At 65.6% G+C, this 14,340-nt stretch carries 16 protein-coding genes; 3 read left to right on the forward strand and 13 right to left on the reverse strand.

Features of this window, described 5'->3' with window-relative positions; all coding sequences use genetic code 11:
* Nucleotides 1-501 precede the first annotated feature (501 nt).
* Entirely contained in the window at nt 502-1,134 is a 633-nt protein-coding gene (locus LGR69_RS24240) for a recombinase family protein (RefSeq protein ID WP_230367603.1), read from the forward strand.
* A gap of 519 nt (nt 1,135-1,653) precedes the next feature.
* Here the strand turns inward: LGR69_RS24240 and LGR69_RS24245 are convergent.
* From LGR69_RS24245 to LGR69_RS24275, 8 genes are all read right to left on the reverse strand, one after another.
* Nucleotides 1,654-2,112, reverse strand: coding sequence for a hypothetical protein (locus LGR69_RS24245; RefSeq protein ID WP_230367604.1), 459 nt, complete (start codon nt 2,110-2,112; stop codon nt 1,654-1,656).
* 17 nt (nt 2,113-2,129) lie between these two features.
* Nucleotides 2,130-2,567 carry a hypothetical protein gene (locus LGR69_RS24250; protein WP_230367605.1) on the reverse strand — a complete coding sequence of 146 codons (438 nt, stop codon included), beginning with the start codon at nt 2,565-2,567 and terminating at the stop codon, nt 2,130-2,132.
* Complete coding sequence (locus tag LGR69_RS24255; protein WP_230367606.1) at nt 2,564-2,761, reverse strand: hypothetical protein; 198 nt, start codon at nt 2,759-2,761, stop codon at nt 2,564-2,566. Before LGR69_RS24255 ends, LGR69_RS24250 begins: the two co-directional genes overlap by 4 nt.
* A 381-nt stretch (nt 2,762-3,142) precedes the next feature.
* Nucleotides 3,143-3,343, reverse strand: coding sequence for a hypothetical protein (locus LGR69_RS24260; RefSeq protein ID WP_230367607.1), 201 nt, complete (start codon nt 3,341-3,343; stop codon nt 3,143-3,145).
* Nucleotides 3,333-4,058 carry a Rha family transcriptional regulator gene (locus LGR69_RS24265; protein WP_230367608.1) on the reverse strand — a complete coding sequence of 242 codons (726 nt, stop codon included), beginning with the start codon at nt 4,056-4,058 and terminating at the stop codon, nt 3,333-3,335. Before LGR69_RS24265 ends, LGR69_RS24260 begins: the two co-directional genes overlap by 11 nt.
* Before the next feature lie 157 nt (nt 4,059-4,215).
* Nucleotides 4,216-4,554 (reverse strand): hypothetical protein, encoded by a 339-nt coding sequence (locus LGR69_RS24270; RefSeq protein WP_230367609.1) that lies wholly within the window; start codon nt 4,552-4,554, stop codon nt 4,216-4,218.
* A 41-nt stretch (nt 4,555-4,595) separates the two neighbouring features.
* The gene (locus tag LGR69_RS32230) at nt 4,596-4,793 is read right to left on the reverse strand and encodes a helix-turn-helix transcriptional regulator (protein WP_307355617.1); all 198 of its coding nucleotides are present in this window, start codon (nt 4,791-4,793) and stop codon (nt 4,596-4,598) included.
* A gap of 208 nt (nt 4,794-5,001) precedes the next feature.
* The gene (locus LGR69_RS24275; protein ID WP_230367610.1) at nt 5,002-6,207 is read right to left on the reverse strand and encodes a tyrosine-type recombinase/integrase; all 1,206 of its coding nucleotides are present in this window, start codon (nt 6,205-6,207) and stop codon (nt 5,002-5,004) included.
* A 453-nt stretch (nt 6,208-6,660) separates the two neighbouring features.
* Between LGR69_RS24275 and LGR69_RS24280 the strand changes: the two genes are divergently transcribed.
* Both LGR69_RS24280 and LGR69_RS24285 read left to right on the forward strand, forming a co-directional pair.
* A complete protein-coding gene (locus LGR69_RS24280) occupies nt 6,661-7,548 on the forward strand; it encodes an acyltransferase (protein WP_230367611.1) in 888 nt (295 codons plus the stop codon).
* A complete protein-coding gene (locus tag LGR69_RS24285; protein WP_230367612.1) occupies nt 7,541-7,789 on the forward strand; it encodes a hypothetical protein in 249 nt (82 codons plus the stop codon). Before LGR69_RS24280 ends, LGR69_RS24285 begins: the two co-directional genes overlap by 8 nt.
* Here LGR69_RS24285 and LGR69_RS24290 read toward each other — a convergent pair.
* From LGR69_RS24290 to galE, 5 genes are all read right to left on the reverse strand, one after another.
* Nucleotides 7,786-8,691, reverse strand: coding sequence for an alpha/beta fold hydrolase (locus tag LGR69_RS24290; RefSeq protein WP_230367613.1), 906 nt, complete (start codon nt 8,689-8,691; stop codon nt 7,786-7,788). The genes LGR69_RS24285 and LGR69_RS24290 overlap by 4 nt on opposite strands.
* A complete protein-coding gene (locus LGR69_RS24295) occupies nt 8,692-9,705 on the reverse strand; it encodes an SDR family oxidoreductase (protein ID WP_230367614.1) in 1,014 nt (337 codons plus the stop codon).
* Between the two features lie 138 nt (nt 9,706-9,843).
* Nucleotides 9,844-11,274, reverse strand: coding sequence for a mannose-1-phosphate guanylyltransferase/mannose-6-phosphate isomerase (locus LGR69_RS24300; RefSeq protein ID WP_230367615.1), 1,431 nt, complete (start codon nt 11,272-11,274; stop codon nt 9,844-9,846).
* A 59-nt stretch (nt 11,275-11,333) separates the two neighbouring features.
* Nucleotides 11,334-12,476 (reverse strand): glycosyltransferase, encoded by a 1,143-nt coding sequence (locus LGR69_RS24305; protein WP_091865654.1) that lies wholly within the window; start codon nt 12,474-12,476, stop codon nt 11,334-11,336.
* A 60-nt stretch (nt 12,477-12,536) separates the two neighbouring features.
* On the reverse strand, nt 12,537-13,529 hold the full coding sequence (galE, locus tag LGR69_RS24310; RefSeq protein WP_230367616.1) for a UDP-glucose 4-epimerase GalE: 993 nt from the start codon (nt 13,527-13,529) through the stop codon (nt 12,537-12,539).
* Nucleotides 13,530-14,340 lie beyond the last annotated feature (811 nt).

Raw genomic sequence — 14,340 nt, forward strand, 5'->3', positions numbered from 1 at the left:
ATTCAGTCGGGACGAGATGCTGCTTACGCCGCAGAACACGGCGAGTTTGTCATTGCAGGTCTTGAAGCATCAGGAAATGGACATGTCGCAGTGATAGTTAAGGGACCTCTAGCGCATGGCAGGTACCCTTATGGCTACTGGGGTCAGTACCACGGGTTGAAAGCTGCAGATGGCGGCCCGGTTAACGTTGGCTTCACTAGGGGGCATGGTGGGATAAATTATGCGTGGGGGCCGAGAACTAGGGATCAGGTGAGGTACGCAGCTATAAAGCCTTCCAAGTTACTGACCTCGTCCAATGCACCGAGCGACGCTAGTAGCCGTGGACGCATCCAATGGTGAAGATGACGTGGGCTTGGGGGTCCTTTTCGATATTTCGGCCGTCCATTAGGGCATGCCTGTGCGGACTCGGTGGGAGTGTACGGATTTCCTGTCCGTTAGGGTTGCATGTGGTCAACGTACATGCATATGTGCGTACACCATCTCAACGGACGGATCGAGCCCATGTCCACCATCCTGTACGCCCGAGTGTCCACCGCTGAGCAGACCCTGGCGCACCAGCAGACCCAAGCCGAGGCCGCTGGGTTCGTGTTCGATGCTGTCGTGGCCGACCATGGCGAGAGCGGTCGCAAGCCTCTGCGCGAACGTCCCGAGGGGCGCCGGCTGTACGACATGCTGCGCACCGGTGACGTTCTGGTCGTGCGTTGGATCAACCGTCTCGGGCGGTCCTATGAGGACGTGACCGGCGTCATGCGGGAGTTGATGCAGCGCGGGGTGATCGTGCGGACCATCATCAGCAACATGACCTTCGACGGCGCCACCAGAGACCCGATGCAGCGGGCGATCCGGGATGCGCTGATCGCCTTCATGGCGGCGGCCGGTGAAGCTGAGCTGGAGGCGACTAGGGAAGCCCAGCGAGCCGGGATCGACCATGCCAGAGCGAAGGCTGAGCAGACCGCCTACCGCGGCCGCAAGCCCAGCTACACGCGCGACCAGCTCACGGTGATCTCTGGCATGCTCGGCCAGGGTGCCGGTGTGGCTGCCGTGGCGAGAGAGACGGGATTGACCCGGCAGACAATCTACCGCGTGCAGGCCGATCCGGTCGAAGCGGAAGCCGCGTTGGCCCGGTGGGCTTGATCGAGGTCTGATCTAGGTCCACGTGAGGTAGAGAGGGGCACCGGCCAGCAACCCCTCATAGGAACCCAGCCGGCGCCAAGCCTCGTATCCAACCGGATGCGGGGCTTTTGCTTGTCCGGACGGCCTCAAATTCGATTTGAAGCAATCCGAAAATAATTAAATTCCCTTTTTGTCGATCGGAGGTCTCGATACGGCAGGATTTCCACGCTTCCGGATCGTCTGCACGCCGATCGAGCGACAGGACGTTACCCTACCAACTGGTAGATCGTTGGGGCGTCCAAGCTGTGGGCCGCCATGCTCCTATGATCCTCCCGGTGACCGGCACCCCGCATATCGGCGAGGCGCTGATCATCGACTCCCATCTCGTTGGTCGGGTTGGAGCGTGTGTTCACCCTTCCAGTGAATGAGGCATGGGAGGATCGGCGGCCCTGGCATCCTACGGGGGGAAGTGCAGTCCCACGATGAGGCCGAGCATGATGGTCTCGGGCAGGTACGCCAGCGTGGAGAAGATCGTCACGCTCAGTCGTCCAGCCCGTCCACTACGCCGTCATCGCCAGCGGCGAAGATCTCGGCTGCCGAGGGCCGGCGGCGGAGCTTCTGCGCGATGATCGGCACGTCCTTGGGGGTGATCGCCGCACGCGTGTCGGTGACGGGATCGACGGTCGGGGCGGCGTGGGTCACGATGGCAGCCCGGAGCGTCTGAAGCACGTCCTGGTCAACGGGCGAGCCGGCCGGCAGCTTCGCCAATGCGCGGATGACGCGTTCGGCGAGATCGAGGGTCACGAGACCATCCCGGCATACGGGGCACTCGCATCGAGCGGCGACCAGAGCAGCTTCCCGTGCAGCGACGGCGACACGTTCGGCGGCGGCCTTCTCTGCGGCGGCGGCGTTGCGGATGGCGCGGACGGTGGCACGCTCTTCAGCATGATAATCGGTGCGGTCGGCCTTGTTGCGGCGCTCCTTCCAACCGCTGGTCATTGTGGGTGAAGCTTGAGTCATCGAATGTTGTCCAGTCTAATTCCAGCTTCCAGGGCGTATTCCCGGGCCAGTTCAGGGTTGTCGCGATACAGCTGCATGGCAGCCGTCACGTTCTTGTGCGGCCCCATGAACGGGTTGTGCTTCGGGGTCGTGCGGTTCTCTGTCTTGGCGGTCTCGGCGCCGGAGCGTTCGATTTCATCCACCAGTTCGTTGACGGACATGTACGCGCCGTCTGCCCGACCGATGCGGTAAACACCGTCCTGATCGACAGCGACGAGGGTCCCGTTCTCGTTGAAGGCGACCTGCTTCTCGACTAGGGCCGATACGGCATCCGGGCTCTTGAACTTGCGGCCGGCGATGGCGGCGGTGATCGCCTGGGCGCGTCGAGTGGCGGCCAGTTCAGCCTTGGCTTCGGCCAGCTCCCGCTTCAGCGCGGCAATGTCTGGGTTCGTCACGTGTTCTGTTCCTTGGTCTCGCCAGCCGCGTGGATGCGTGCGAGGTAGCGTTTCAAGACTTGTCGGCTGAACTGACTGGCCGCGAGACCGCTAACCTTGGCGAGCGAGCAGATATCGGCGTAGTCAACAGGATCGAGCATGATCCTTAGTTCGGTGCGGGGGCGGTTGTGCTTGTCGTTGCCTTGGCGGTTCATCGGGTCACGGCTTCTCGGGTGGAGGTCAGGATATCGATCGGCTTCCGAGAAACGGCGACAAGCTGACTGCGGAGATGTTCGGAGTATCGGAGGCCAAGGGCCTTGGCCTGTACGCGCAAAGCGGCACGAACGTCAGGCGGAAGCCGGAGCGTTTCAGAGATCATGGGTAGGTGGCTTTCTGAGGAAAGACGCAAAAAACCCCCCGGTATTTAGCCGGAGGGCTGGGCAGATGCGTGAGTAGGAATCTTATACGTTTTATGGCACAATTCGCGGAAAAAGTCAACCTACCTCATCCAGTTTATATGGATGAACCGAATACATCGGCGGCAGAACTGCCTCGCTAGAGCGATGAAATCCGAGCGAGATAAATCGGGAGGAAAATCAGGACTTGTACAACACGTCGAGCGGCCCGGACTGACGCAGCCGGGCAAGGTCGGCATCCCGATCGTCGTCCGCGTCGAGCATGAACAGCTTGGTCATCAGGGCGACTCGGGTGGGATCGGTGCCGGCGCCATCGAGGGCGTCGCACAGTAGTCGGCACAGTTCTTCGCCGTGGTCGGGATGATCGGCTTCACGCGGCATTGGAGTCACCCTCGGCAGCGAGTCCAAGGTCAAGCTGTACTCCGACAAGCAGAGCGGCCAGTCTCGCGACGCCTTTGGGCGTTACCTTCACCGTGTAAGCCTCAACGGGACCAGTGGCGGTCATGACAGGGAAACCGTCGTGCGCCAGCAAGCCTTGAGCGAGGATCTTGGACGATCCCTGCCAGCGTCCCCTACCACCCTTGCGGAAAATCCAACCTCGCTCCTGCATGAAGGTGAACAGCGGCTTAGTCTGAACCTTGAGCATCTTCGCCGCTTCGGTGACGGACAAGGTGGCGTCAGATGCCCGGATGCGCTCAACCACGGCTACGGCAGGCGCCTGAGCTTCGATCACCCGCTGACGGTCGTCGGCCAAGGCACGTTGGCGCTCGGCCTCTTCGGAAGCGTCGGCGGCGAGGCGCAGGGCCTCAGGATAGGTGAGAGGAACCACCGGGACCATGGGCGCGGCGGCGGCACGCTCCAACTCATCGAGTCGGTCGATAATCGAAGCGCGCAAGGGGATGCTGTAGCCCGAGACAAGGACCATGATCGCCTTGCGGTCGAGCGTGTAACAGGGCAACTCCTTTCCCTGTTCATCCAAGTAGGTGGCCTCAGATTTGAGGCCACCCCCTCCGAGCGCCGCTTCGATCCTGCGAACGTCCCGCATCACATTGTGACTCTTCTTGCCCGTGAGGTCGGCGACTTCCTTCGTGGTCATGGTCGGGGAGGCCGGGCGAAGGTGCGCCACGGCGGGCATAGTGGTAAGACTCATCGGCATCGGCGCGTTCCCTGCGCTGGTGTACGGGGCCGCATCGCGAGTGCGGGCTCTTGGCCGGCTCGGGTTTTCGCCCAAGCCGGCCTCTTTCATTTCAGGCTCAGAAGGGAATGTCGGAATCGAGCGTATAGTGGGCGGCGGCGGCTTTCAGTTCGCGGCGCTCGGCTTCTCGGGCCTTCCGAGCATCGTCGTGAGGCTCGTCGATCTCAATCGCGTAGCTCAGGAGTTTCCGGAAGTAGTTACGCTGGTCGATGAGGTCTGGGGCGACGGTGTTGCGGAACTCGGCCAGTCCATCAATCTTTCCGACCAGATCATCGAACAACCTCGACGGTGAATGATCAGTATTACCAGCGATAAAGCGCGCGATGACAAGCTTGTCGTCATCGTGCAGCTCACCGGTGCCGGGATCGGGCAGGGCGGCGGTCTTGGTCTTGGTCATGATGATTCCTTGAAGAGAGGCGTGATCGGCGTTGGTGGGGCTCAGCGCTTCGGGGCGCGGCTGGCGTCGCAGAGAGCGTCGAGGTCTTCGGGACGGAACGCGATGCGGCGCTCCGACAGACGCACGGGCGGCGGCAGGCGGCCCATCTCCACGAGTCGGCGCAAGGTCGATGGCGAGACCGACAACGCCTTCGCAGCGTCGCGGGGATTCAGGAGTGGTCTAAAAGCAGTAGAGGGCATGTAGCCGATCCTTTCGTCGCCACGAAGATCTACGCGACGTTCCGAAAGATCAAGACCGTTTTAGTACTGCATCTGAGTTTGCATAAATCGAAACAGCTGCACTTTTACTGAGCAAAACCTCCGACGATGCTGACAAAACATCGGACTTGCCATTTCGATTGGTCGAAACGGATCAGACCGAATCACCCGTTGCCTGCGACAACCTGCCCTAGGGCGTGGTGATCTGGGCGACGTGTTCGGCCCATCGAATCAGGGCTTCGCGCATCTCGGTCGCGTAGTTGTGGCGCTGGTAGATGCCCGCGACGCCGGCCCGGTATCCGCTCACGTGATTGAGGACGTGTTCGATCACGTGGGGGAGGATGCCGATTTCGCCCAATCCGGTGCCGGTGGTGCGTCTCAGGTCGTGGAGCCGCCAGGGAGCGATCTTGACCACCTTGTCGAGCCTGGCCTTCGCCTTGCTGAATCCTTGGTAGGGGCCATCGCCCGAACCGAAAGCGTGGTCTCGCTCGGCAACGCGCGGCATCCCTTCCAAGATTGCGAGGGCGGCCGGGCTCAGCGGCACGGCGTGGGGCCTGCCGTTCTTTGTACGCTCGGGCGGGAGTCGCCACAGAGCGGCGTCGATATCAACTTCAGACCACAGCATGCCGGCAACTTCATCGCGGCGCTGTCCGGTCAAAACGAGAAGGCGGACGATTCGGCCGAAGTCGCCATCAGGCGGGCAGGCATTCCAGACCGCGATCAGTTCATCCCGGCTCAGCACCCGGTCGCGTCGGATATCCTCGGCCGGGGCGTTCGTTCCGATGACGGGGTTCGTCTCGGTCATGCCTTCGCCGATGGCCCACGAGAAGATCGTGCTCAGGGTGCGGCGGGCGCGCAGTGCGGCTTGCTCCCCGGATTTATCGCTCGTGTCGCGCAGCATCTTGGCGACATCGGCCCGCGTGACCGTGGCGACTTCCTTGGCGTGAAGGTCGGCGAAGTGTTTGTTGACGTGGGTCCGTAGGTTGGCGAGCGTGGAGTCGCGTAGCTTGGGCTTCCGACCCTCCGTCTTGGACTTCGCGGCGGTGTAGCTCTCGAAAACCTTTCCAAGGGTTAGAGCCGGGGCCTTCCGCTCACGTCGGCGATCTGCTCGGGGATCTTCGCCCTTCGAGACCATGCCGATTCGAGCCTGAGCGAGACGGCGCGCCTCGATCACGCTCAGGGCATCAGCGGCGCCAAGCGTGATGAGGGCCGACTTCCCACCGAACCGGGGCGGACGCACTACCCATGTCCCGCGCGTGCCACGGAGGCGATACCCGAGCCCGGCAAGATCGGCATCCCACCACACACGATCCGTCTGGCCCGGATCCAGAACGAGACGTGCGAGCCCAGCTTGAGTGATGCGGAGGACGTTATCGGCGGCGGCTCGGCGTGCCATTCGTGACCCTCTCCGTGGAATTCTGGGGTGCATCCGGGGTGCAGTGGGGGTGCAATTCTCGGAACCTCCTGAAACCCTGAGACGCTAACACAGAGAAGGTCCAGGAGCGAATTCGGCGCTTATGATGCACCCCGAGCGCTCCTGAATACTCGGGATTTCCCATTTACACGGAGAGGGTCGGGGGTTCGAGTCCCTCACCGCCCACCAGGGCGATACAGCTCGGTTCCGGGATCCTCGAAAGGGCGGCCCGATCTGCAGATCATCCGCTCTTTGCGGCACTGCCTTAGGCTTGATCCGGACTAAGGAGACCGGCGCGGCTCCGTCCCCGGCTTACGCCGAGCGGACACGCGCCAGCAGGCCGGGGCCCGGTCTCCCGCACGATTCACCAACCGCGGTCGATCCGCTTCGCGCCGGCACTATATCCGGGGCGAGAGTGATCACCGGAGATGTCGTGTGCCTGTGCGCCTGCTGAACAACGGCAATAACAAGATCCAGATCGCGCAGGATTTTTTGGACACTTCGGACGGGACGATCACCATCAACGGCGATGGCAGTCACGTCCTGATCGGGGATGGGGCCAACGCGTTCGAGCGGATGTCGCTCACCTGCGGCCCCAGCTCCACCGTGCATATCGGGCACGGCGTGCGTCTGGCCTCGGTGCAGATCTACGTGTGCCCGCATTCGAAGCTGCTGATCGGCCATCACAGCGCCTTCGCCAACGAGGGCCAGATCTTCGTCCACGAGACGAAGCCGATCACGATCGGGCACAATTGCCTGATCTCGGAGGGCGTCAATTTCTGGGTGAGCGACGCTCATTCGATCATCGACCTCGAATCCGGCCGCCGGATCAACCCGTCGCGACCGATCCATGTCGGCCACCGGGTCTGGCTCGGCCGCAATGTCAGCGTGTTCAAGGGCGCGCATATCGGCGACGGCTCGATCATCGGGGCCCAGTCGATCGTCAGCGGCGTGATCCCGGCCAATGCGTTGGCGTATGGGTCGCCGGCCCGGGTCGTTCGGGAGAATGTCAGCTGGGACATCAACCTGATGCCCGAGGATGCCTCCGATCCGGGCCTGCCGCGTGAGAGGGCCGTCCCAGCCGACCGCCCGTCCCAGGCCGGCGTCACCCGGCTCGCGCTGGCGGAGGCCCATTATCGGACGGAGGCGGTCCAGACCGTGCTGGCGGCGGTGCTCGCGAGCCAGAGCTGGCGCGGCCTCGACCGCAAGAAGTTCCGGCGGCTGATCGCCGAGGCGGGCAGCGCGATCCCGAACGAGGGGCCGGCCGCCGTGCAGCACGCCGTCCTGCTTGCCGAGGCGCGCAAGGTCCTCTGGCTTGGGTGAGGGGTCGTCCGCACCGTCGGTCCATTACGTCGGCTTCCGGGACGACCGCTACTGGAACGCCTACCGGATCTTCGGCGGCCCGCGGGTGATCCACCGCCGCTGGGATTTCTACGCGACCCGCGATGTCGGGCCGGGTGATGTCGTGATCTTCGCCGAGGGTGACGAGGCCCAACCGTTGGCCGACCGCAACGCCACCGATATCGATGAGCGCTGGCTGCTCGGCCCGCGCTCGGACACCTAATTCCTGAGCGACAGAGCCGCCCTTACGACGACCTCGGGATGCGAATGCGGGAACATGTGTCCGGCGCCCGCCACCATCTCGAGACTCGCGCCCGGGATCAACCGGGCGGCGACGACGCCATGCAGGTAGGAATTCACCACGATGTCGGCGCCGCCGCACAGGATGCGGGTGGGCACCCGGAGGCTGGAATAGCCCATGGCGCTGCGGGTCAGGGCCGGCCAGAGCCAGCCGGCATCCTCGCCCTCGGCGGTGATCTGGGCGGCCCGGCCGGCGAGCTCGAACGGGAAGTTCTGGCGGAACTGTTGCGGCATCGCCTGGGGCAGGAACATCGCGTTCCAGAGCAGCGGCAGCAGGGCCGGATCGCTCGACGCATGCAGGATCCGGGTCAGAAGATCGCCGCCGAGCGGCAAAGCCCGCGGCCCGAACAGCAGGTGCTCGAGGCGAAGTTCCGGGAAGCAGACCGGTGCCAGGGAAACGATCCCGGCGATCTCGTCCGGGTAGAGCATCCCGTAGGCCAGGGCGATCGCCGCCCCGAAGGAGTGGCCGAGGATGACCGGCCGTTCCAGGCCGAGCTCCCGGACCGCTGCCCGGATCTGCGTGGCCTGATCCCAGATATCGGCTCCGCGCCCCCGCGGCCGCAGGCTGAACCCGTGGCCCGGGCGATCGACGGCGACGACCCGGAAATGCTCGGCCAGAGCCGGGACCGGCCCGAGCCACTGATCCTCCAGGCACATCAGCGTGCCGTGGATCGCCACGAGGTCGGGGCCGGAACCCGTCTCCGCATAGGCGATCGTCCGCTCGTCAGGCAGCTGGACGAACCGGCGCGGGACGATGCGGGGATCGGCCTGCTCCCCGGAGGTCGGCCGGGCCGGCCCCGGGAGGGAATGCGCAGCGACCGGCAATTAGAGGCGCTTCCTGCGGCCGGGAGCGGTCCCGAGCAGCGCCAGGGCCGCCACGGTCCCGACTCCGACCAGCCCGGCCGCCGTGGCGAGCGGATGAAGGCTCGCGCGCGTGTAGGCGCTGGTGCGCATCACGTAGACCGGCGGGTCGCCGCGGGTGGCGCCGGCGGGGACCGGCGCGTGCAGGGCTCCGGTCGGGTCGCGGGGCGGGATGCCGCGCTTCTGCATCGCGATGATCGCCGGACCCATGTAATCGTAGGCGCCCGGGGCGAATTCCTTGCCGGCCACGAAGGCCTTGCCGGCGCCGCCGACGAAGATGTCGCGCTGCGGGTGCACGGCCGCGTGCAGGATCGCGTTGGCGACCTCCTCGGGCGGGTAGATCGGCGGCGGCAGGCTCGGCTCGCGATCCATGTAGTTGCGGGCCCGCTGGGGCAGGGGCGTGTCGATCGAGGCCGGCTTGACCAGCGTCACCGAGATCGGTGCATCCTCGACCATCAGCTCCATGCGCAGGGCGTCGGTGAAGCCTTTCACCGCGTGCTTCGAGGCCGCGTACATGCCCTGGAACGGGAAGGCGAGGTCGGAGGCGATGCTGCCGACATTGATCAGCGCGCCGCCCTGCTTGTGGAGGTGCTCGACGGCGACCAGCGACCCGTAGATCGTGCCCCAGAGGTTGGTCTGGATCAGGCGATGATGGTCTTCGTCGCTGATCTCGCGCAGGCGCCCGTAGATCGAGGCCCCCGCGACGTTGACCCAGGTGTCGAAGCCGCCGAACGTCGCGATCGCCTGGTCGGCGACCGCCTGGACGTCGGCGCGGTTGCCGACATCGGCCACGACGTGGAGCGCCTTGCCGCCGACGCCCTCGATCTCGGCCTGGATCCGCGCCAGGGCTTCGCCGCTGCGGGCGGCCAGCACGACCCGGGCCCCGCGCTCGGCCGCCATCCGGGCGGTCGCGAGGCCGATGCCGGACGACGCGCCGGTGATCACCACGACCTGCTCGCTGAGCGGCTTGTGCTTCATCGGTCTTCCCCACATCCGCGATCCCCGCGACCGGCCACGGGGGCCGGCGCGTTCACGCTCAGGGGGTTAGTCGCCCGGCAGGCCGCAAGGTTCCGCCTCGCCCGGGGGCGATCGCGTCGCAGGCGCCGTCCGGGCGCCTCAACGTCCGTAGATATCCTCGACGCGGATGATGTCGTCCTCGCCGGTGTAGGAGCCGACCTGGACCTCGATCAGCTCCAGCGGGATCTTGCCCGGGTTGTTCAGCCGGTGCATCGAGCCGATCGGCAGGTACACCGCCTCGTTCTCGTGGACCAGAACCACCCGGTCATCCACCGTCACCTCCGCGGTGCCGCGCACCACCACCCAGTGCTCGGCCCGGTGATAGTGCTTCTGTAAGGACAGGCGCCCGCCCGGCACCACCTGGATCCGCTTCACCTGGAAGCGCTCGCCGATGTCGATCCGCTGGTACCAGCCCCACGGCCGGTACATCCGCAGATGCGCGTCCGCCTCCGGCTCGCCCGAGGCCCGCAGCGCGTTGACCAGCTGCTTGACCTCGCCCGAGCGCGCCTTGGACGCCACCAGCACCGCGTCGGGGGTCGAGACCACGACCACGTCCTCCAGCCCGACCACCGCGGTCAGGCCGCCGCCCTGGCTGTGCACCAGGCTGTTCTTCGTCTCGACCAGAGACACCCGGCCGCGCACCGCGTTGCCCTCGGCATCGTGGTCCAGCACCTGCCAGACCGCGTCCCAGGTGCCGACATCCGACCACGGGAACGACACCGGCAGCACGCCGGCGCGCGCGGTGCGCTCCATCACCGCGTAGTCGATCGAGATCTTGGGCGCCTTGGCGAAGGCGGCGCCGTCGAGCCGGACGAAGTCGAGGTCGGTCACGGCGGCGTCCAGCGCGGACCGGGCGGCGTCGAGGACGTCCGGCACGAAGGCTTCGAGCTCGGCCAGCATCAGGTCGGCGCGGAACAGGAAGTAGCCCGAGTTCCACAGCGCGCCGTCGGCGATCAGCGCCTCGGCGCCGGCCCGGTCCGGCTTCTCGACGAACTTTTCCACCTGGGCGGCGCCGGGGGCTTCGGGGATCGGGGCGCCGCGGCGGATATAGCCGTAATCGGAGGCTGGGCGGGTCGGCTCGATGCCCAGCGTCATGGTGTAGCCGGCGCGCGCGCCCACGGCGGCGGCCTTGACGGCGTCCACGAACGCCTTGGTGTCGGGCACGACGTGGTCGGCGGCCATGATCAGCACCACGGCCTGCGGATCGATCGCGGCGGCGTGGAGCGCGGCCACCGCCACGGCGGCGGCGCTGTCGCGCCCTTGCGGCTCCAGCAGGATGTCGGCGGCGATCCCGAGCTGGCCGCATTGCTCGGCGACGATGAACCGGGCCTCGGCCGAGGCGATCACGGTGGGCTTGGCGAACACGCCCGCCTCCGCGACGCGCTCGAGGCTCGCCTGGAAGGTCGAGGTCCGCGGATCGACCAGGCGGGCGAATTGCTTGGGCATGCTCTCGCGCGAGGCCGGCCACAGACGCGTCCCCGTGCCGCCGCACAGGATGATCGGATAGACCGTATCGATAGGCTCAGGCATCAAGATCAATCTTTCGAACGAAGGTCTTTTCGCTTTAAAACAAGGCGCTCAGCTAAAACTCAATGTAACAGATCCAGCTGTCCACCGGCCATCGCGGGACGGTGGCCGTGATCCTCACGGTTGAGGACACCGTCGATGAACTGCGTCATCGCGCCGGTGAAACGCTCGACACTGAACTCGGAGGCTCGGCTGATCAGGTCGGCGGGTTTCGGCGCGATCGCCTTGCACCGCTCGATCGCGTCGATCAACGCCTCCACCGATTGCTCGTGGAAGAACGTCCCGGTCAGCCCCTCCTGCACCGTCTCCGTGGCGCCGCCCTTCCCGTAGGCGATCACCGGCCGGCCGCTCGCCATGGCCTCCACCGGCACGATCCCGAAATCCTCCTCGCCGGGGAATATCAGCGCCTGACACCGGGCGTAATGGTGTTTCAGCACCGCGAAGGGTTGGGGGCCGAGCATCGTGACATGCGGACCGGCCAAGGCGCGCAACTCCCGCAGCATTTCCCCGCCCCCTATCACGACCAGGGGTTTCTGCAGGCGGTTGAACGCCTCGATGGCCAGTTCCGGCCGCTTGTAGCGCACCAGCTCGCCGACCATCAGATGGTAATCGCCGATCTCCTGCTCGGGAACGGCGCCGAACGCATCGGTATCGACCGGGGGATAGATGACGGTGGCGCTGCGCCGGTAATAGGTCTCGATCCGGCGCGCCACGGTGGCGGAATTCGCCACGAATTCATGGACGCGGCTCGCCGAGATGGCGTCCCAGTTCCGGATGTAATGCGCGGCCGGCGGCATCAGCAGCCGGTTCAGGAACCCCGTCCGCTCGCGGTAATCGTGGAACATGTTCCAGACGTACCGCATCGGCGAGTGGCAATAGCAGATATGGGTCGAGTTCGAAGGCGGGATGATCCCCTTCGCCGGCCCGGACTCGCTGCTGATCACGAGATCGTACCCGCGCAGGTCGAGCTGCTCGAGGGCCATGGGCATGAGCGGCAGATAGGACTTGTAGCGCGTCGCCGAAAACGGAAGCCGGCCGATGAAGGACGTCTGGATGCGATGGGCTTTTATGGTCGGCGATATCGAATCCGGCGCATAGGCATGGGTGAAGATATCGGCCTCCGGATACATCTTGCAGAGCGCCTCAACGACTTTCTCACCGCCGCGCATGCCCACAAGCCAATAATGTACGATTGCAACGCGCATTCAGCCGGCCTCTGTCAGGATTCATGTCTTGTGGCCTGTATTAGCACGCTTTAGCGGCGTTCAGACCCGATTGCGCGTACTGAGCTTGTCCTCCCAGGCGAGCGCCTGGGCGACGATGGCGTCGAGGTCGTCGTGGCGGGGCTGCCAGCCGAGCCGCGACCGGATCCGCCCGGCCTCGGCCACGATCCGCGCCGGATCGCCCGGACGGCGCGGGCACAGCCGCACCTCGAAATCCCGCCCCGAGATCCGCTTGACCACCTCGATCACCTCCAGAACCGAGTAGCCCCGGCCGTAGCCGCAGTTCAGCGTCAGGCTCTCGCCGCCCCCGCGCAGGTGGTCCAGCGCCACCCGGTGCGCCTCCGCCAGGTCCGAGACCTGGATGTAGTCGCGCAGGCACGAGCCGTCCGGCGTCGGGTAATCCGTGCCGTAGACGTCGAGCCGCGCCCGCCGCCCGAGCGCGGCCTGGGTCGCCACCTTGATCAGGTGCGTGGCGTCCGGGGTCGACTGCCCCGAGCGCCCGGCCGGATCGGCGCCGGCGACGTTGAAGTAGCGCAGCACCACGTACGTGAAGCCGTGGGCCGCCGCCGCGTCGGCGATCATCCACTCGCTCATCAGCTTGGAGCGGCCGTAGGGGTTGATCGGGTTGAGCGGCAGGTCCTCGGGCACCGGCACCACCTCGGGCTCGCCGTAGACGGCGGCCGTCGAGGAGAAGATCACGTGGCGCACGCCCGCGCGGGTGGCGGCCTCGATCAGGGCGCGGGTCTTGACGGTGTTGGCCAAGTAGTAGCCGAGCGGGTCGGCGACCGAGTCCGGCACGACGATCCGGGCGGCGAAATGGGCGAGCGCGTCGATCCGGTGCTGGAGGATGGTCTGGGTGACCAGCGCCTGGTCGGCGACGTCGCCGACCACGAGCTTGACGCCCTCGGGCACGGCCCAGTCGAACCCGGTGGACAGGTCATCGAGGACCACGATCTCCTCGTGGCCCGCGTCCAGCAGCGCCAGAACCATGTGGCTGCCGATATACCCCGCCCCGCCCGTCACCAGAACCGCCATCACGTCTCTCCCGACCCGCACAATTCGATTTGTCGACACGCCTATACAGAGCAAAGTCGCGGTTCGCCCATCGGCACTGGTCCGGGGCGCTCGGTCAGGCCGTCTTTACGGCTGGCCCGACCATCGGCGCGGCCCGCTGCCGGCTTGATCCGCAGGGATGGCGCCCGGTCACGCGCCGCACGGACCGACCGCACGTCGCGAAACGCCTGACCCGACGAAGAACTGTCTGGCCGGGCGCGGATGACACGGCCGACCACCGGCATCGTCTCCTCAGGCGGGTGCGTAGTTTTCAGCGAGGCGGCGCGTCGGCCGCGGCCGCCGGCGCTCGAGCCCGCATGCAAGCTGAGCATCAGCCGCCCCCGAGGTCTGGGCCAGCGAGGGGCGGTAAACCGGACCCTGGAAGTCCGCTTCGCGTGCGCCGCACCAAAGGAAGCGGTGCTCTCAACCGGCTCATGCCTATACGGACACTAGACCGACACATACCAACCTGCAGCCCATGACAGCATCGTCCCCCCGCCGTTTCCGCCAATGCCGCCGCTAATCCCGTTCGCTACATTGCATAGCCGCATAATATGAACGCAAGTTAGACTGTGATTACCGGTATAGCGCAGCTTGTAACAGGGTCGATAATTCGTTAGAAAAGGCTATTAATGAGTCATTAACTATCTTCTCGTCACACCCGTTCCAGGAAGCGAGCCCATGCTGCGCGAGGCCGGCCCCCATGTTTCCCCCCTCGCCTCTGCGCCGCACCATAGGGTTGAGATGTCCGATGTGGCCGATCAGATTGCGGATCAGGTGAGCGAGGCTGCGG

Source organism: Methylobacterium brachiatum, from assembly GCF_020523825.1.
GTDB classification, from domain to species: domain Bacteria; phylum Pseudomonadota; class Alphaproteobacteria; order Rhizobiales; family Beijerinckiaceae; genus Methylobacterium; species Methylobacterium brachiatum.

Excerpts from the sequence above, each read along its gene's own strand:
- LGR69_RS24255 (WP_230367606.1), bottom strand. The coding sequence starts at position 2,761 with ATGAACCGCCAAGGCAACGACAAGCACAACCGCCCCCGCACCGAACTA.
- LGR69_RS24270 (WP_230367609.1), bottom strand. The coding sequence starts at position 4,554 with ATGACCAAGACCAAGACCGCCGCCCTGCCCGATCCCGGCACCGGTGAG.
- LGR69_RS24260 (WP_230367607.1), bottom strand. The coding sequence starts at position 3,343 with ATGCCGCGTGAAGCCGATCATCCCGACCACGGCGAAGAACTGTGCCGA.
- LGR69_RS24275 (WP_230367610.1), bottom strand. The coding sequence starts at position 6,207 with ATGGCACGCCGAGCCGCCGCCGATAACGTCCTCCGCATCACTCAAGCT.
- LGR69_RS24245 (WP_230367604.1), bottom strand. The coding sequence starts at position 2,112 with ATGACCAGCGGTTGGAAGGAGCGCCGCAACAAGGCCGACCGCACCGAT.
- LGR69_RS24295 (WP_230367614.1), bottom strand. The coding sequence starts at position 9,705 with ATGAAGCACAAGCCGCTCAGCGAGCAGGTCGTGGTGATCACCGGCGCG.
- LGR69_RS24305 (WP_091865654.1), bottom strand. The coding sequence starts at position 12,476 with ATGCGCGTTGCAATCGTACATTATTGGCTTGTGGGCATGCGCGGCGGT.
- LGR69_RS24265 (WP_230367608.1), bottom strand. The coding sequence starts at position 4,058 with ATGACCACGAAGGAAGTCGCCGACCTCACGGGCAAGAAGAGTCACAAT.
- galE (WP_230367616.1), bottom strand. The coding sequence starts at position 13,529 with ATGGCGGTTCTGGTGACGGGCGGGGCGGGGTATATCGGCAGCCACATG.
- LGR69_RS24240 (WP_230367603.1), top strand. The coding sequence starts at position 502 with ATGTCCACCATCCTGTACGCCCGAGTGTCCACCGCTGAGCAGACCCTG.
- LGR69_RS24300 (WP_230367615.1), bottom strand. The coding sequence starts at position 11,274 with ATGCCTGAGCCTATCGATACGGTCTATCCGATCATCCTGTGCGGCGGC.
- LGR69_RS32230 (WP_307355617.1), bottom strand. The coding sequence starts at position 4,793 with ATGCCCTCTACTGCTTTTAGACCACTCCTGAATCCCCGCGACGCTGCG.